This is a genomic window from Myroides marinus (genome assembly GCF_900109075.1).
In the GTDB taxonomy this organism is placed as follows: domain Bacteria; phylum Bacteroidota; class Bacteroidia; order Flavobacteriales; family Flavobacteriaceae; genus Flavobacterium; species Flavobacterium marinum_A.
In genome coordinates this window covers 1-16,917 of the sequence record NZ_FNYS01000001.1, presented here as the reverse complement: position 1 = coordinate 16,917, position 16,917 = coordinate 1, and the positions used below count along the sequence as shown (strand labels likewise).

General features: G+C 32.1%; 17 protein-coding genes. All 17 read left to right on the top strand.

Features of this window, described 5'->3' with window-relative positions:
• The first annotated feature begins 4 nt into the window (after window positions 1–4).
• The 17 genes from secY to xpt all read left to right on the top strand — a co-directional run bounded on the left by secY (window position 5) and on the right by xpt (window position 16,344).
• Entirely contained in the window at window positions 5–1,351 is a 1,347-nt protein-coding gene (secY, locus tag BMX53_RS00085; protein ID WP_038988267.1) for a preprotein translocase subunit SecY, read from the top strand.
• 5 nt (window positions 1,352–1,356) lie between these two features.
• The gene (gene infA / locus BMX53_RS00080) at window positions 1,357–1,572 is read left to right on the top strand and encodes a translation initiation factor IF-1 (RefSeq protein WP_002987492.1); all 216 of its coding nucleotides are present in this window, start codon (window positions 1,357–1,359) and stop codon (window positions 1,570–1,572) included.
• Between the two features lie 13 nt (window positions 1,573–1,585).
• Window positions 1,586–1,702, top strand: coding sequence for a type B 50S ribosomal protein L36 (gene ykgO / locus BMX53_RS00075; protein ID WP_002987490.1), 117 nt, complete (start codon window positions 1,586–1,588; stop codon window positions 1,700–1,702).
• 2 nt (window positions 1,703–1,704) lie between these two features.
• Complete coding sequence (rpsM, locus tag BMX53_RS00070; RefSeq protein WP_038988266.1) at window positions 1,705–2,079, top strand: 30S ribosomal protein S13; 375 nt, start codon at window positions 1,705–1,707, stop codon at window positions 2,077–2,079.
• Between the two features lie 11 nt (window positions 2,080–2,090).
• On the top strand, window positions 2,091–2,474 hold the full coding sequence (gene rpsK / locus BMX53_RS00065) for a 30S ribosomal protein S11 (RefSeq protein WP_006259473.1): 384 nt from the start codon (window positions 2,091–2,093) through the stop codon (window positions 2,472–2,474).
• A gap of 86 nt (window positions 2,475–2,560) precedes the next feature.
• Window positions 2,561–3,166 (top strand): 30S ribosomal protein S4, encoded by a 606-nt coding sequence (gene rpsD, locus BMX53_RS00060; protein ID WP_038988265.1) that lies wholly within the window; start codon window positions 2,561–2,563, stop codon window positions 3,164–3,166.
• Window positions 3,167–3,191: 25 nt separating this feature from the next.
• A complete protein-coding gene (locus BMX53_RS00055) occupies window positions 3,192–4,184 on the top strand; it encodes a DNA-directed RNA polymerase subunit alpha (RefSeq protein ID WP_038988264.1) in 993 nt (330 codons plus the stop codon).
• Window positions 4,185–4,216: 32 nt separating this feature from the next.
• Complete coding sequence (gene rplQ, locus BMX53_RS00050) at window positions 4,217–4,693, top strand: 50S ribosomal protein L17 (protein ID WP_038988263.1); 477 nt, start codon at window positions 4,217–4,219, stop codon at window positions 4,691–4,693.
• A 109-nt stretch (window positions 4,694–4,802) separates the two neighbouring features.
• Entirely contained in the window at window positions 4,803–5,927 is a 1,125-nt protein-coding gene (gene carA, locus BMX53_RS00045) for a glutamine-hydrolyzing carbamoyl-phosphate synthase small subunit (protein ID WP_074744001.1), read from the top strand.
• 100 nt (window positions 5,928–6,027) lie between these two features.
• On the top strand, window positions 6,028–7,320 hold the full coding sequence (gene eno / locus BMX53_RS00040) for a phosphopyruvate hydratase (RefSeq protein ID WP_038988261.1): 1,293 nt from the start codon (window positions 6,028–6,030) through the stop codon (window positions 7,318–7,320).
• Between the two features lie 348 nt (window positions 7,321–7,668).
• Entirely contained in the window at window positions 7,669–8,955 is a 1,287-nt protein-coding gene (locus tag BMX53_RS00035; RefSeq protein ID WP_038988260.1) for a citrate synthase, read from the top strand.
• A 127-nt stretch (window positions 8,956–9,082) separates the two neighbouring features.
• A complete protein-coding gene (locus tag BMX53_RS00030) occupies window positions 9,083–9,997 on the top strand; it encodes a dimethylarginine dimethylaminohydrolase family protein (protein WP_038988259.1) in 915 nt (304 codons plus the stop codon).
• Between the two features lie 10 nt (window positions 9,998–10,007).
• The gene (gene ctlX, locus BMX53_RS00025; protein ID WP_038988258.1) at window positions 10,008–10,943 is read left to right on the top strand and encodes a citrulline utilization hydrolase CtlX; all 936 of its coding nucleotides are present in this window, start codon (window positions 10,008–10,010) and stop codon (window positions 10,941–10,943) included.
• Window positions 10,944–11,081: 138 nt separating this feature from the next.
• A complete protein-coding gene (locus tag BMX53_RS00020) occupies window positions 11,082–13,205 on the top strand; it encodes a TonB-dependent receptor plug domain-containing protein (RefSeq protein ID WP_074743999.1) in 2,124 nt (707 codons plus the stop codon).
• A 5-nt stretch (window positions 13,206–13,210) separates the two neighbouring features.
• Window positions 13,211–14,647 carry an HmuY family protein gene (locus BMX53_RS00015; RefSeq protein ID WP_074743997.1) on the top strand — a complete coding sequence of 479 codons (1,437 nt, stop codon included), beginning with the start codon at window positions 13,211–13,213 and terminating at the stop codon, window positions 14,645–14,647.
• Window positions 14,648–14,913: 266 nt separating this feature from the next.
• Window positions 14,914–15,576, top strand: a complete 663-nt coding sequence (locus BMX53_RS00010) for a class I SAM-dependent methyltransferase (RefSeq protein ID WP_074743995.1) — start codon at window positions 14,914–14,916, stop codon at window positions 15,574–15,576.
• A gap of 201 nt (window positions 15,577–15,777) precedes the next feature.
• Window positions 15,778–16,344 carry a xanthine phosphoribosyltransferase gene (xpt, locus tag BMX53_RS00005; RefSeq protein WP_038988254.1) on the top strand — a complete coding sequence of 189 codons (567 nt, stop codon included), beginning with the start codon at window positions 15,778–15,780 and terminating at the stop codon, window positions 16,342–16,344.
• Window positions 16,345–16,917: the final 573 nt, after the last annotated feature.

Genomic DNA, 16,917 nt, shown 5'->3' with positions numbered 1-16,917 from the left:
CAAGATGAAGAAGTTTTTTGAAACATTAGCCAGTATTTGGAAAATAGAAGAGTTAAAGAACAAAATCTTGATAACTTTAGGGTTATTACTTGTGTACCGTTTTGGTACACAAGTTACCCTTCCAGGTATTGACGCAACGAAATTGCATGCTTTAACACAGCAAACTGACCAAGGAATTGGTTGGTTAATAAATGTTTTTACAGGTGGTGCATTTGCGCAAGCATCTGTATTTGCATTAGGTATTATGCCTTATATTTCTGCTTCCATTGTAGTTCAGTTGATGGGAATCGCGGTTCCTTATTTGCAAAAACTACAAAACGATGGGGAAAGCGGTAGAAAGAAGATGAACCAAATAACAAGATGGTTGACAATTGGTATTACTTTATTACAAGGGCCTAGTTACATCTATAACTTGTATGTGCAATTACCACCAGATGCATTTTTGTTAGGTTTCAATTCTTTCTCATTCTTGTTTTCTTCAGTAATTATACTAGTGACCGGAACTGTTTTTGCAATGTGGTTAGGTGAAAAAATTACTGATAAAGGTATTGGAAATGGGATTTCATTATTGATTATGGTTGGTATTATTGCAAGACTTCCAATGTCTTTCATCCAAGAATTCCAATCTAGAATCACTGAAAATAATGGAGGACCTATGTTGGTGGTTATAGAAGTAATTTTATGGTTGTTAATCATTGTTGCTTGTATCTATTTAACTCTTGCTGTGAGACGTATACCGGTTCAATATGCAAGAAGAAGTGCTTCAGGAACTTATGATCAATCTATGTTAGGCGGTAATCGTCAGTGGATTCCATTAAAGTTAAATGCATCAGGAGTTATGCCGATTATTTTCGCTCAAGCGATTATGTTCGTGCCAGCTGCAGTAGCAGGTTTGTCAACTTCAGATACTGCGAAATCGATCAGTACAACATTTCATAATGTGTTCGGTTGGGAGTATAATGCACTTTTTGCTTTATTAATCATAATTTTTACGTACTTTTACACCGCAATTACAGTACCTACTAATAAGATGGCTGATGATTTAAAAAGAAGTGGAGGGTTTATTCCAGGTGTTAAACCAGGTAGTGAAACAGGAGATTTCTTAGATAGAATCATGTCTTTGATAACATTCCCAGGTTCTCTATACCTTGCATTAATCGCAGTTTTCCCTGCAATTGTTGTAAGTTTATTAGGAGTTCAACAAGGTTGGGCAATGTTTTATGGAGGAACATCGTTATTGATTATGGTAAGTGTTGTAATCGATACAATTCAACAAGTCAATGCTTATCTACTGAATAGACAGTATGATAATATGTTGACAAGTGGTAAAAATAGAAGAGCAACAGCTTAGTTTTTATGGCAAAACAATCAGCAATAGAACAAGACGGAGCAATTATTGAAGCATTATCTAATGCTATGTTCCGTGTGGAATTAGAAAATGGACACGTAGTAATCGCACATATCTCTGGTAAAATGCGTATGCATTATATCAAATTATTACCTGGAGACAGAGTAAAATTAGAGATGAGCCCTTACGACTTGACCAAAGCAAGAATTACTTATAGATATTAAAGAGGCTATTAAAATGAAAGTAAGAGCATCAGTTAAAAAAAGAAGTGCCGAGTGCATTATAGTACGTAGAAAAGGTAGACTTTACGTTATTAATAAAAAGAATCCTAGATTTAAACAAAGACAAGGATAATTATGGCAAGAATCGCAGGGGTAGATATACCTAAACACAAAAGAGGAATTATTGCTTTAACTTATATTTTCGGAATTGGTTCAAGCAGAGCTAAAGAAATTCTAGAAAGAGCTAAAGTTAGCGAAGATAAAAAAGTTCAAGACTGGAATGACGACGAGATCGGAGCTATCCGTGAAGCTGTTGGTCAATTCACAATTGAAGGAGAATTACGTTCAGAGATTTCATTAAACATCAAACGTTTAATGGATATCGGATGCTACAGAGGTATCCGTCATAGAGCTGGTCTTCCATTAAGAGGACAAAGAACTAAAAACAACTCTAGAACAAGAAAAGGTAAAAGAAAAACTGTTGCTAACAAGAAAAAAGCAACTAAATAATAAGTAGTAATATGGCTAAAGCGAATACAAAAAAACGTAAAGTACTTGTTGAGTCAACAGGTGAAGCTCATATTAATGCGACGTTTAACAATATCATCATTTCATTAACAAACAAAAAAGGTGAAGTGATTTCTTGGTCATCTGCAGGTAAAATGGGATTCAGAGGTTCTAAAAAGAACACTCCTTACGCTGCTCAAATGGCTGCAGAAGATTGCGGTAAAGTTGCACTTGAGGCAGGATTGAAAAAAGTAAAAGTTTATGTAAAAGGACCTGGAAACGGAAGAGAATCTGCAATCAGATCTTTACATAATGGTGGAATCGAAGTAACTGAGATTATCGATATTACTCCAATGCCACACAACGGATGTCGTCCTCCAAAGAGAAGAAGAGTTTAATTTATAGTATAACCAAAGGTAGGAATAGATTATCGGAGGAAAGTGACCTGAATTCATAATCCCTACCTTTTTTCAATTTTTAAGAAATGGCAAGATATACTGGTCCACAAACAAAAATCGCACGTAGGTTCGGTGAAGCAATTTTCGGAGATGATAAATCTTTAGAAAAAAGAAATTACCCTCCAGGACAACATGGTTTAGCAAGAAAAAGAGGTAAGAAATCTGAGTATGCTATCCAGTTATTGGAAAAACAAAAAGCTAAATATACTTACGGTATTTTAGAAAAACAATTCAGAAACTTATACAAAAAAGCTGCTGCAGCTCGTGGAGTTACTGGTGAGGTATTAATCCAATTATGTGAGTCAAGATTAGATAACGTAGTTTACAGAATGGGTATTGCTCCTTCTCGTAGAGCTGCACGTCAAATCGTTTCTCATAGACATATTACTGTTAATGGGGAATTAGTAAATATTCCTTCATACCAATTAAAACCTGGTGATAAAGTTGCAGTTCGTGAAAAATCAAGATCTCTAGAGACTATCGAACGTTCATTATCTAATTCTAGCGCTGTTTACGAATGGATTACTTGGAATCCTGAAACGTTAGAAGGAACTTTTGTTGCTGTACCTCAAAGACTTCAAGTTCCTGAAAACATCAAAGAACAGTTAATCGTAGAGTTGTACAACAAATAATAATTGACATTCAGTCGAAACAAATATGGCAATATTTAATTTTCAAAAGCCCGATAAAGTTATCATGATTGATTCGACCGATTTTAAAGGTAAATTCGAATTTAGACCTTTGGAACCGGGATATGGATTGACTATAGGTAATGCATTAAGAAGAGTTCTTCTTTCTTCTCTTGAAGGATATGCTATTACTTCAGTTCGTATCGAAGGAGTAGATCATGAGTTTTCTACTATCGCTGGTGTAGTTGAGGATGTTACTGAAATCATTCTTAACCTAAAACAAGTTCGTTTTAAACGTCAAATTGAAGATGTTGATAATGAAAATGTTAGTATCTCTTTCTCTGGTAAAGAACAGTTGACTGCAGGTGATTTCCAGAAATTCATTTCTAGTTTCCAAATTCTGAATCCAGAATTAGTTATCTGTAATATGGATAGTAATGTGACTATTAATATGGATCTTACTATTGAGAAAGGAAGAGGTTATGTACCAGCTGAAGAGAATAGAAAACCTAATGCTCCTATTGGTACTATCTTTACTGACTCAATTTATACTCCAGTTAAGAACGTTAAGTATGCTATCGAAAACTATCGTGTTGAACAAAAAACTGACTATGAAAAGTTAGTTTTTGATATCATTACCGATGGTTCTATTCATCCAAAAGATGCATTAACTGAAGCTGCAAAAACATTAATACACCACTTTATGTTGTTCTCAGATGAGAGAATTACTTTAGAGGCAGATGAGATTGCACAAACTGAATCATACGATGAGGAATCATTACATATGAGACAGCTTCTAAAAACTAAATTAGTTGATTTAGATCTTTCAGTTAGAGCATTGAATTGTTTGAAAGCGGCTGAAGTAGATACATTAGGAGACTTAGTATCTTTTAACAAAAATGACTTAATGAAATTTAGAAACTTCGGTAAGAAGTCTTTATCTGAATTAGAAGAGTTAGTTGCAGTTAAGGGACTTAATTTCGGGATGGATCTATCAAAATACAAATTAGATAAAGAATAAACTAGACTGTAAAGTCTAAATTCTAGTAAGAAATGAGACACGGAAAGAAAATAAATCACTTAGGTAGAAAAGCTGGACATAGAAATTCTATGCTTGCTAATATGGCTTGTTCTTTAATCGAGCACAAGCGTATCAATACTACTGTAGCTAAAGCTAAAGCTTTAAAACAGTTTATTGAGCCACTAGTAACTAAAGCTAAAACTGACGATACTCATAACCGTCGTATTGTTTTCTCTTATTTGAGAAGCAAAGAAGCGGTAACTGAACTTTTTAGAGAAGTAGCTCAAAAAGTAGGAGATCGTCCAGGTGGATATACTCGTATTATTAAATTAGGTAATCGTTTAGGAGATAACGCTGATATGGCAATGATTGAATTAGTTGATTTCAACGAAATTTACAATGTTGCTAAGAAAGAAGCTAAAAAATCTTCTACTCGTAGAGGTAAAAAGAAAGCTGCTGATGCTCCTGCGACTGAAGCAACTTCAACTGAAGCTGAATCTAATGAATAGTATCAACAAAATTTATTTTGTTTATTTATAATATTAAGGACATCCTTTTTAAGGATGTCCTTTTTTTATTTATTTTTGCTAAGAATTTAAAAACAACACAACATTTAAGATGGAATATACAGAGAGAAAAAAGGCAGTCTTAGTTTTAAAAGATGGAACTGTTTTTTTTGGTAAATCAGTGGGTGTAGAAGGCACTGCAGTTGGTGAAATTTGTTTTAATACTGGTATGACAGGTTATCAAGAGATTTTTACAGATCCTTCATATTTTGGTCAGATTATGTTATCTACTACCGCACATTTAGGTAACTATGGTGTTAATGAAGATGAAGTTGATTCTGATGGTATTAAAATCGCTGGTTTAGTTTGTAAAAACTTTAGTTATTATCATTCAAGACCAAATTCAGAGTCTGATTTATTGACATATTTAGAAAAGGCAAATCTTATCGCTATATCTGATGTTGATACTCGTGCGTTAACTGCGCATATTAGAGATAATGGAGCGATGAATGCTATTATATCTACAGATGGTAAATCTATAGATGAATTAAAAGCTTTATTAGAGGAAGTTCCATCTATGGAAGGTTTAGAGTTATCTTCTAAAGTTTCTACTAAAGAACCTTATTTCTTTGGAAATCCAGATGCAACGTATAAAGTTGCTGCAATTGATTTTGGTATTAAAACGAACATTTTGCGTTGTTTTGAAGAGAGAGATTGTTATGTTAAGGTTTATCCTTATAATGTTTCTTTTGATACTTTAAAAGAGTTCGGTGCTGACGGATACTTCTTATCTAATGGGCCTGGTGATCCACAAGCCCTAGCTAATTTAGGAGTCTTAGATACGGTTAGTAAGGTATTAGATGCTGGGATGCCTGTTTTTGGTATATGTCTTGGTCACCAATTAATTGGTTTATCTCAAGGTGTTAATACTTTTAAAATGTTTAGTGGACACCGTGGAGTAAATCATCCAGTTATGAATCTTGATTCAACTCAAGGTGAAATTACTTCACAAAATCATGGATTTGCTATTAATAAAGAAGAATTAGATAAGCATGCTAGTTTAGAGTTAACTCATGTGCATTTGAATGATGGAACTGTGGCAGGTATGAAGATGAAGGATAGAGATGTATTCTCTGTTCAGTATCATCCAGAGTCAAGTCCAGGACCTCATGATTCAAGATATTTATTTGATATCTTCGTAGATAATATGAAAAAAGCTAAAGGAACTACATTGTAGTTCCTTTGTTGTTTTATGTTAATTTTATTTGAGGTGTTTTCTTCTTTGCTGAAAAAGAATGTTGTAAATTTGTGTATACTAAATTTTTAAGACACGATTTATGAGTACAATTATCAGTGTGCACGCACGTCAAATATTAGATTCTCGAGGGAATCCTACAGTTGAAGTAGATGTTATTACAGAGAGTGGAGTGTTAGGACGAGCTGCAGTTCCTTCAGGAGCGTCAACAGGAGAGCACGAAGCTGTTGAATTACGTGATGGAGGTAAGGCTTTCATGGGAAAAGGTGTTATGAAAGCTGTAGAGAATGTAAACAATATTATTGCAGAACATGTTGTTGGTGTAAGTGTATTTGAACAAAATACTATTGATCAACTAATGATAGAATTGGATGGTACTAGTAATAAAGGTAACCTTGGAGCTAATGCTATTTTAGGTGTTTCTTTAGCTGTGGCTAGAGCTGCGGCAGCAGAATTAGGAATGCCTTTATACCGTTATGTTGGTGGAGTGTCTGCTAATACGTTACCTGTTCCAATGATGAATATTATAAATGGAGGATCTCATTCTGATGCTCCTATTGCATTTCAAGAGTTTATGATTATGCCGGTTAAGGCAATTACTTTTAGCCATGCAATGCAAATGGGAACTGAAATTTTCCATCATTTAAAGAAAGTTTTACATGACCGAGGCTTAAGTACTGCTGTTGGAGATGAAGGAGGTTTTGCTCCAACATTAAATGGAACTGAAGATGCATTAGATTCTATTAAGTTAGCAGTTGAAAATGCAGGATATAGATTTGGTGATGAGATTATGATAGCTTTAGATTGTGCTGCTTCAGAGTTCTATGTTGATGGAAAATATGATTATACAAAGTTTGAAGGTTCTCTTGGTAAAATTCGTAGCTCTCAAGAGCAAGCAGATTATCTAGCTGAATTGGCAGCTAAATATCCTATTATTTCTATTGAGGATGGTATGTATGAAGATGACTGGGATGGTTGGAAGTATTTAACAGAAAAGTTAGGTGATAAAGTACAATTAGTGGGAGATGATTTATTTGTAACTAATGTTGCTAGACTTGAAAGAGGTGTTACAGAAGGAATTGGTAATTCTATTTTGATTAAAGTTAATCAAATTGGTACTCTTACTGAAACTATTGCAGCTGTTAATATGGCTAAGAACGCTGGATTTACATCTGTTATGTCTCATCGTTCAGGTGAAACTGAAGATAGCACTATAGCAGATTTAGCAGTTGCATTGAACTGTGGACAAATTAAAACAGGTTCAGCTTCTAGATCTGATCGTATGGCAAAATACAACCAGTTATTAAGAATTGAGGAGGAATTAGGTGATGTAGCATATTATCCACAAGGAAAAGCTTTCAAAGTAAATAGATAGTAAATATCATTATTTCTTTATATAAAAAACGCGATAGGTATCTATCGCGTTTTTTTATTATACCTAGATGCTATTGTTTTTCCTTCTTAACAGTTTTTAGGTGTTTTTTGTGTTGAATAAATTTTATTTTTTTATATGTTTTAGTGATAATATGATAATTTAAAGTATTATATTTTTTCATTCGTTTTATTGGAATGTAAAAGCTTGTTTTTTGTGTTTTTTTGGTAGTTTGTTTTGGGATATAACTTGTATGTATGCATAATAATTCCTATCTTTCCTACTGAAAATCTATGTAATATTTTACTTGTATAGATTATAAAACTTGTATAAAAATAAAAAAATAACAATATGTCTAAAACAGCTTATATAGAAGTTGACGGTGTAAGACACGAGTTTCCTGTGTTAGTTGGTACTGAAAATGAAGTAGCAATTGATATTTTAAAATTACGTGCTTTAACTGGAGCTATTACTTATGATCCAGGTTATAAAAACTCTGGAGCATGTAAAAGTGCGATTACATTCTTAGATGGAGAAGAAGGAATATTAAGATACAGAGGATATTCAATTGAGGATTTGGCTGAGAATTCTAACTTTTTAGAAGTATCTTACTTAATTATCTTTGGAGAGTTACCAACACAAGAAGAATTAGAGAAGTTTGAAAATGATATTAGAAAATATTCATTAGTTAATGAAGAAATGAAGAATATCATTGATGGATTCCCTAAGACAGCTCACCCTATGGGAGTGTTAGCTTCTTTAACAAGTGCTCTTACTGCTTTTAACCCTAAAGTTGTTGATGCAGATTGTAAGAAAGATTTGTATGAGGCTGTATGTAAGACTATGAGTAAATTCTTAGTAATTGCTACTTGGACTTATAGAAAAGCAAAAGGATATCCTTTAAACTATTATGATAATACTAAGAGTTATGTTGATAATTTCTTAAGATTGATGTTCGCCCTTCCTACAAGTCCTTATGAGATTGACCCTGTAGTTAAGAATGCAATCGATAAGTTGTTTATTTTACATGCTGATCATGAACAAAACTGTTCTACTTCTACGGTACGTATGGTAGGTTCTTCTCACGCTGGATTATTTGCTTCTATTTCTGCTGGAGTTTCAGCATTATGGGGACCTTTACATGGTGGAGCTAATCAAGCGGTATTAGAAATGTTAGAAGCTATTCAAAATGATGGTGGCGATGTAGATAAGTACTTAGCAAAAGCAAAAGATAAAGATGATTCATTCCGTTTAATGGGATTCGGACATAGAGTTTATAAAAACTTTGACCCAAGAGCACGTATCATTAAAAAAGCTGCTGATGAAGTATTAGGTAAATTAGGAGTTGATGATCCAGTTTTAGAAATAGCTAAGAAGCTTGAAGAAGCTGCATTAAAAGATCCTTACTTTGTAGAAAGACACTTATATCCTAATGTTGATTTCTATTCAGGTATTATCTATAGAGCATTAGGTATCCCTACTGAAATGTTTACAGTAATGTTTGCAATTGGTCGTTTACCAGGTTGGATCGCTCAATGGAAAGAAATGAGAATTAATAAAGAACCAATTGGTCGTCCTAGACAATTATATATTGGTGAAGAATTAAGAAGCTTCGTTCCAATGAAAGATAGAAAATAATATTTCTTTATATATCAAAGGCATCTATATCAGATGCCTTTTTTATTGTGTCATATTTGCTGTGTTTTCTGAGTTTGTTAGAGTTGCGATATAGAGTATTTTGTTATATTTGTGCAAAACATAATTTATGCTTAAGTTAAACGTAAACAATGAAAGCTCAAGATTGCGGGCTGTGGTCCTTGGTACTGCAAATAGTATCGGACCCACACCTACAGTAGAAGAAGCATATGATCCTAAATCATTAGAACATATCTTAGCAGGGACTTATCCTGTAGAGAGTGATATGATTAAAGAGATGGATGCTTTTAATAAAGTATTCGAGAAATACGATGTTCAGGTTTTTAGACCTAACCTTATTGAAAATTATAATCAAATTTTCACAAGAGATATTGGATTTGTTATAGAAGACAAATTCATTAAAGCTAATATTTTACCGGATAGAGATCGTGAGTTGGATGCTATCCAATACGTATTAGACCAAATAAATCCATCTGATATTATTTCAGCGCCTGAAGAAGTTCATTTCGAAGGGGGGGATGTAATGTTATGGAATGATTATGTTCTAATAGGTACTTATAAACGACCTGATTATAAAAACTATATAACAGCTCGTACTAATCAACTTGGTGTTGATTTTATAAAAGAATTATTCCCTAATAAAACAGTATTGTCTTTTGATTTAGTAAAATCTAAGACTGAACCACGTGATAATGCTTTGCATTTAGACTGTTGTTTCCAACCTGTAGGAAATGATAAGGGGATTATATATAAAGGTGGCTTTTATGATGAAAAGGAATACTATAGTTTAGTAGAGCTGTTCGGAAAAGACAACCTATTCCACATTGAAAGAGAAGAAATGTATCATATGTTTTCTAATGTATTTTCTATCAGTCCTGAAGTTGTTGTTTCAGAACGTAATTTTACTCGTTTAAATAATTGGTTGAGAGAAAATAATTTTGTTGTAGAAGAAATTCCTTATGCAGAAATTGCAAAACAAGAGGGACTTTTAAGATGTTCTACACTACCTTTGATACGTGATTAAAATATAAGATATGAATCAGACTACAAATACAATTTTAATGATACGCCCAGTTGCGTTTCGTATGAATGAGCAAACAGCTGTAAACAATTATTATCAAAAAGTTTTAGATAATATTACACCTGCAACTGTAAACGCTAAAGCACAACAAGAATTTGATACTTTTGTTGAGAAGCTTAGAGCTGTTGGAGTTGATGTTATCGTTGTTGATGATACTTTAGATCCAGATACGCCTGATAGTATTTTTCCTAATAATTGGATATCATTCCATGAATCAGGTGAAGTTATTCTTTATCCTATGTTTGCAGAAAATAGAAGGTTAGAGAGACGTGAAGATATTTTGGAGATATTAGAAGATAAAGGTTTCGAGATCACTGACATCTGGGATTATACTTCAGCTGAAGAAGATGATTTGTTTTTAGAAGGTACTGGAAGTTTATTGTTAGATAGAGCTAATGAAAAAACATATTGTGCTCTTTCTCCACGTGCAGATGAAGGCTTAGTTATTGAATTCTGTGAGGAGTTTGAAAATGATCCAGTTATTTTTGAAGCATTCCAGACTGTTGATGGTGAGAGAAAGCATATTTATCATACTAATGTAATGATGTGTTTAGCTGAGACATTCGCTGTTATCTGCGCTGATTGTATCGATGATAAACAAGAGAGAAAAACTGTTCTTAATAGTTTAAAATCTTCTGGGAAGGAAGTAATTACTATTACTGAAGAACAAGTAAATAGTTTTGCTGGTAACATGTTACAAGTAAAAGGTGCTGATGATAAGCGTTACTTAGTAATGTCTACTCAAGCTTATGAGAGCTTAACTGAGGCTCAAATTAAAGCAATAGAGAAACATTGTCCAATATTACATAGTAGTCTAGACACTATAGAAATGTGTGGTGGTGGAAGTGCTCGTTGTATGATGGCGGAAGTTTTCTTACCTAAGAATTAATATGATTTAACTCGTATATAAAAAACGGAGCCTAGGCTTCGTTTTTTTATTTTTAAATATATTATTTAAACTGATTTTAAATAATATATTTTTTTATATTTGCAATCAAGAATTCATCTAAATAAAATATCAAAATAAATGAAGCGTAATAACATATTAGTACTTAGTGCCCTTTGTGCAATGCCTATGATAACTTTGGCACAAGTACATGATACTATAACGCCACCCAACGCTAATCTTGGAGAAATTGTAATATCAGGACAGTATAGTCCTCAGTCTATTAATAAAGCTGTGAATAATGTAACTGTATTAAATAGACAACGTTTAGAGAATTTAGGGGCAGTCACTTTAGCTGATGCGCTTAATCAAGTGATGAATATTTCTATTTTACCTAATGCAGGTACTGGTAAGTCGTCTGTCAAAATGTTTGGTTTAGATGCTCAATATTTTACGATACTTATAGATAATGTTCCTATGATTTCTGATGAAGGATTTGGTAATAATACTGATTTAACTCAGATTAATTTGGATGATATCGAACAAGTTGAAATTGTAGAAGGAGCCATGGGAGTTGATTATGGTGCTAATGCTGTTACAGGAATTATAAATATTATTACAAAGAAAAATAATATTCATGATTGGAATGTAAATTTCTTTACTCAAGAAGAAACTGTTGGAAAGGAGTATGATTGGAAGAATAAAGGGAAGCATATTCAAGGTTTAACTTTAGGACATAATATAAATGATAATTTATATGCTAGTGTAAGTTATACACATAATGATTTTAAAGGTTGGTATAATGATAGAAAAGGGCATACTTATTATGGAGACGAAGATAAACGTGGACATGAATGGTTGCCAAAAAATCAAAACAATGTAAAAGCCTTACTTAACTACCATCATAAGTCGTATAGAGTGTTTTATAAGTTCGAGTATTTTGATGAAAGAATGAAGGATTATAGTAAGATATTTGATATGAATGAAAATCCTGTATTTGAAACTATTGATCCAATTGCAAAAGATAGACTTGTCAATACTAAACGTTGGGCTAATATTTTAAATACTTCTGGTAAGTTATATGATCTACTTCGTTTTGATTTATCATTTACTTATCAAAAGCAAGAGCGTGATGTTGACTTTTATAGATATCGTATTAAGTATGATGAGAAATTTGATAGAAGTTCATATAAGAGTGAAAGTAGAGAGGTATTTTTCTCAAGAGGAACTTTTAGTGATTTTATCAAATGGGAAAGAGCTAAGTTTCAAGTAGGATATGAGGTTTCACAAAGTAAGGGTTATTCTGTAATGAGCGAATCATTAGGTGAAAAACCTACAAGTAAGTCTTTAGGAAGTTATGATTTTTATGCATCTTCTGAAATAGATGTACTGCCTAATTTTATGATTAGACCAGGATATCGTTTAATGACATCTAGTACTTTTGATAGTCAACATGCTATGAGTTTAATGCTTAAGTATGTATTGCCTAATAATTATGAGGTTCGTGCTACTGTTGGTACTTCTCCTAGGTTACCAAATTACGAAGAGTTGTATACTTATTTTGTAGACGTTAATCATGATTTACAAGGAAATCCAAATCTTAATCCTGAAAAAGGAAAAACATTTTTTTTAAATTTAAAGAAGGCATTTGAGATTAATGAGGACTTTGAGTTTAACACTAATATTACTGGACGTTATTTGAATGTTAAAGATAAAATCGATCAGATACAAATTATTGATCCGGATGGTTTAAAATTTAAGTATGAGAATGTAAATCGTTATAGAAATGTCGGGGTAACTTTTTTAAATCAACTTCGTTGGAAAACTCTTGACGTAGGTTTAGGTTTTACTTACTCTGGTTCTGCTCAACAGATTTATGGAGCTCCTGGAGATACTGATAAATTCTTGTATACACCAGAGGTTACAGCTAATGTTAGTTATAAACTTCCTTCGACAGGTACAACTTTCTCTCTGTATTATAAATATAATGGAGAAGAATACAGATATAAAATGGAAACTGATATGTTTGGTGAGTATTATATCAAGGGAAAACAAGAGAGTTATTCGTGGATGGACTTGAGTATACGCCAACCTTTCTTTAAGAATATGTTGTTTGCTACTTTAGGTGTTCGTAATATGTTTGATGTGTTATCATTAAAAACTACTACTAGTTCTGGAACAGCACATAGTGATGGTGGAGCTGCGCAGAGTTTAGGATATGGACGTAGTTTCTTTGTCAAATTACAGTATAAATTAGGTTTTTAGTATAAATGAGATATTTAGTCAAAATAGTTTTTGTTCTTTTTTCATTAGTGATATTTACTTCATGTGAAAAGGATTCTAAAAATGGGAATAAAAATTCAAAAGAATTTATAGTTGCATTCGAAGAGCAATCTATAGGTTATAGTGAGATAGAAAAAAGTAAGGAATTAACAATTGTTTTCTCAGAACCAGCTCTTGCAGATGGTAGTATAGAGTTAATGATGACTCCTTCTAAAGCAAAGTATGATGTAGATTTTAGTACAGTTCCTGCTACTAAGGAAACTATATTAACTATTCCTTTTATTAAGGGAGCTACGAAAGCATCTTTTATGTTTAATAATTTAATTTTTCCTCATGATCGTACAGACAAAACGGTTCAGTATGATATTGTAAAAGTTAATTATTCAGTGAAGGATGTTAGCATCCAAGGGTACAATATTATGGTAGTTAGTTTCGATACAGCTATTGGAGGTGTTTTATCACCTTTATTAGGTGGCCCTAGTCAATCTAAGCAAGTTTATGTTGATTTAGGTGGTAAAGCGATGTATCCAGTTCAACGTGATTCTTGGGATCTAGCTTTTTATTCGGATACAGATTATCGTGTAAAATTGAATGGTTCTATTTATATGGCTGCTTCTATTTTGTCTTCTACAGACATTGATAAAATAAAAGAAACTGATGTCACTGGATTAAAAGGAAAAGTACAAATAGGGACTTTTGATCCTGCTAATGTTGCCTATATTGATTTTCCATCAGGATATTTAGAGTCAACTGCTATTAGTGAAATTAAGTTAAGTGATATAGAAAATAAAGTATACTTAGTTAATTTAGGTTTTAAGCCAGGAAGTAATGACGTTGCAAAGGGATCAGTAAATGTAACTGGTGATAGTAGAGGTTGGAAGAAAATTAGAGTATTGAGAAGAGATAATGGATATTTGTTGCAGTATGCTGATCTAAATGATAGTACACATAAGGAAGTAGTGATTACTAAGAATTCAGCATATAATTTTGTCTTCTTTAGTTTTAATAATGATAGAATTGTTGATGTAGAACCAACTAAGAAGAAGTGGGACTTAAACTTTACTGTGTTCACTAATACGGTTGATCAGAAAGGGGATCCTAAAGGATCTTACGGTTATTCAGATTTTATTGTTAATAACCGTTATGGTGGAGTTACTTCATATAAGGTAAGTATTCCTGCTAAGGATAAGACAATGTATAAGGATTTTGCTTTAAAAGATGTTGATATGGCATTGTTATCTCCTGATTTACGTACTATAGGTGGTACTTGGAGAGATGTAGCTAATGATAAGAAATTGTTTAATGATGTTTTTTATGTAATAAAAGACTCTAAAGGAAATTATTATAAAATGCGTGTCTTAAGCTTTATGAATGAGAAAGGAGAAAGAGGTTATCCGAAATTCGAATATAGTTTATTAAGATAACTTTAAAAATATAACATAACCAATTTGTTGTCGCAAGTTATGTTTTGATTCAATGTAATCATCAATACTTTCAGTATTTGTTGTTTATTGAGTTGTTAGTTTATTTTTGTTAGAAAACCCCAAGATTGTCGCTCTTGGGGTTTTTTTATTACTTATTCATAATGTGATGTAGATTAAAAGGATAGAAAAAAGTAAGGGTAAATAATTATAAAAATAAATTATTAAGATTTATTCTAAATAGTTATATTTGATTAAAAATATAATATATGGAACAATTGGAAAATAGCGAACTAGCTAAACAGTTGAGATGTCCTAGTGGAGATGTTGGAGTTAAAGTTGGTAATATAATGTATAGTTCCAATAGTAACATGATTTATAAAACAATTGATCGTCTTAATTTTAAAGGAGGTGGACATATTTTAGAGCTAGGATTTGGCAATGGTCATCATTTACCTTATTTATTTTCAAAAGATAAAGACATTCTATATGATGGAGTAGAAATATCAGAAACTATGTTAAAGGAAGCTAGTGAGTTTAATAATGATTTGATTAAACAAAGGAAGGTTGCTCTATCTATAGGTGATGATTCAGGTAAGTTAGCTTTTATGGATAAAACTTTTGATAGTTGTTTTTCAATTAACACTATTTACTTTTGGGAAGAACCTAGTAAGTATTTTCAAGATATTTATAGAGTTCTTAAGTCTGAAGGACAACTTACTCTCGCTTATATTCAAAAAGACTTCGCTTTAAAACAAAATTTTGTAACAGAAGACATCTTTTATTTCCATAAAACTGAATGGTTGATACGCTTGATGACTAATATCGGATTTTATAATATTGAACAATGGCAGTATATGGAGAACACAACAAATAAGTTAGGACAAAGTGTTGTCCGTCCATTTGTTGTTTTAAAAGGAACAAAATTATAAGAATTAATTGACTATCTTGTTTTTTGAGTCATTAGGTTATGGTAATTGAGGCTTTATATAATATGAGGTATAGAATTTATAAGATACATAAAGTTTACTTTTATTATAAGGAGTATAAATAGATTATACGTAAATTCGCATGCAACTTTCAAAGGAAGAATTATCTTCCTTTTGTTTTTATAATAACACAACACAACTTATATGGAATTATTAAGAGAACGAATTTTGCAAGATGGTAGATGTTTCGAGGGTGGAATATTAAAAGTAGATAGCTTTATTAACCATCAGATGGATCCTGTATTGATGAAATCAATAGGTGTAGAGTTTGTAAGGAGATTTGCAGGAACTAATGTGAATAAGATTATGACTATTGAAGCAAGTGGTATTGCACCTGCTATTATGACGGGGTATTTATTAAACCTTCCAGTTGTTTTTGCAAAAAAGAAGAAACCAAGCACAATGGAGAATATGCTACATACACAGATTCATTCTTTTACTAAAGATAGAACTTATGATGTTGTTATTAGTAGTGATTTTTTGCAGCCTACAGATAATGTTCTGTTTGTAGATGATTTTCTAGCTTATGGAAATGCAGCTGTAGGAGTACTTGATTTAATTAAACAATCAGGCGCAAACTTAGTGGGAATGGGCTTTATTATAGAGAAAGCATTCCAAAATGGGCGTAAGTTGATTGAAGATCGTGGAGTAAGAGTAGAATCATTAGCTATTATAGAAGATTTATCTAATTGTACTATTAAGATTAGATAGAATTTATGACATATTTATTTTGTGATAAAAAACCTCAGTATTAAATACTGAGGTTTTTTTATATGCAATTGCTAGAGAAAGATTGTTCTACGATAGGTCTAAGATGGTTTTAGGATTCTCTTATAAAACAGCTTTTGTTTAGAGCAAATAGGGGGAATTGTAGAAGAATTGTAAAAGGATTGTAAAAGGATTTATGGCGAAGGCTTGCTGTTACTGGGGTTAGAAGTATGTTTTAGAAAGTAAGTGATTAAAGTGTTTTGTTTATAAGTTTTTGATTTTTAGCCTATTGAGTTTAATTTATCTCAATTTGAGAAGTAAAAAAGTAGCCCACTTTTTTACTTTTAGTGCTCTAAAAGTGTGATAATAGGATATTTAAATTAGAAATACCTTTTGAATAGTGTTTTAAAAGGTATAAATGGACATATAAAGCGTTAAAGAGCAAAAAATGATAACTAGAAAAGGGGATAACCTTTAAAAATAGCTATTTGCACAATATATACTATATAATATAGAGTAGGGGAGTATAACTACTCAATAAGAGTATATCTGTACTATATATAATAGAGTAGTGTA

Coding starts and splice junctions, on each gene's coding strand:
- secY (WP_038988267.1), top strand. CDS start 5: ATGAAGAAGTTTTTTGAAACATTAGCCAGTATTTGGAAAATAGAAGAG.
- infA (WP_002987492.1), top strand. CDS start 1,357: ATGGCAAAACAATCAGCAATAGAACAAGACGGAGCAATTATTGAAGCA.
- ykgO (WP_002987490.1), top strand. CDS start 1,586: ATGAAAGTAAGAGCATCAGTTAAAAAAAGAAGTGCCGAGTGCATTATA.
- rpsM (WP_038988266.1), top strand. CDS start 1,705: ATGGCAAGAATCGCAGGGGTAGATATACCTAAACACAAAAGAGGAATT.
- rpsK (WP_006259473.1), top strand. CDS start 2,091: ATGGCTAAAGCGAATACAAAAAAACGTAAAGTACTTGTTGAGTCAACA.
- rpsD (WP_038988265.1), top strand. CDS start 2,561: ATGGCAAGATATACTGGTCCACAAACAAAAATCGCACGTAGGTTCGGT.
- BMX53_RS00055 (WP_038988264.1), top strand. CDS start 3,192: ATGGCAATATTTAATTTTCAAAAGCCCGATAAAGTTATCATGATTGAT.
- rplQ (WP_038988263.1), top strand. CDS start 4,217: ATGAGACACGGAAAGAAAATAAATCACTTAGGTAGAAAAGCTGGACAT.
- carA (WP_074744001.1), top strand. CDS start 4,803: ATGGAATATACAGAGAGAAAAAAGGCAGTCTTAGTTTTAAAAGATGGA.
- eno (WP_038988261.1), top strand. CDS start 6,028: ATGAGTACAATTATCAGTGTGCACGCACGTCAAATATTAGATTCTCGA.
- BMX53_RS00035 (WP_038988260.1), top strand. CDS start 7,669: ATGTCTAAAACAGCTTATATAGAAGTTGACGGTGTAAGACACGAGTTT.
- BMX53_RS00030 (WP_038988259.1), top strand. CDS start 9,083: ATGCTTAAGTTAAACGTAAACAATGAAAGCTCAAGATTGCGGGCTGTG.
- ctlX (WP_038988258.1), top strand. CDS start 10,008: ATGAATCAGACTACAAATACAATTTTAATGATACGCCCAGTTGCGTTT.
- BMX53_RS00020 (WP_074743999.1), top strand. CDS start 11,082: ATGAAGCGTAATAACATATTAGTACTTAGTGCCCTTTGTGCAATGCCT.
- BMX53_RS00015 (WP_074743997.1), top strand. CDS start 13,211: ATGAGATATTTAGTCAAAATAGTTTTTGTTCTTTTTTCATTAGTGATA.
- BMX53_RS00010 (WP_074743995.1), top strand. CDS start 14,914: ATGGAACAATTGGAAAATAGCGAACTAGCTAAACAGTTGAGATGTCCT.
- xpt (WP_038988254.1), top strand. CDS start 15,778: ATGGAATTATTAAGAGAACGAATTTTGCAAGATGGTAGATGTTTCGAG.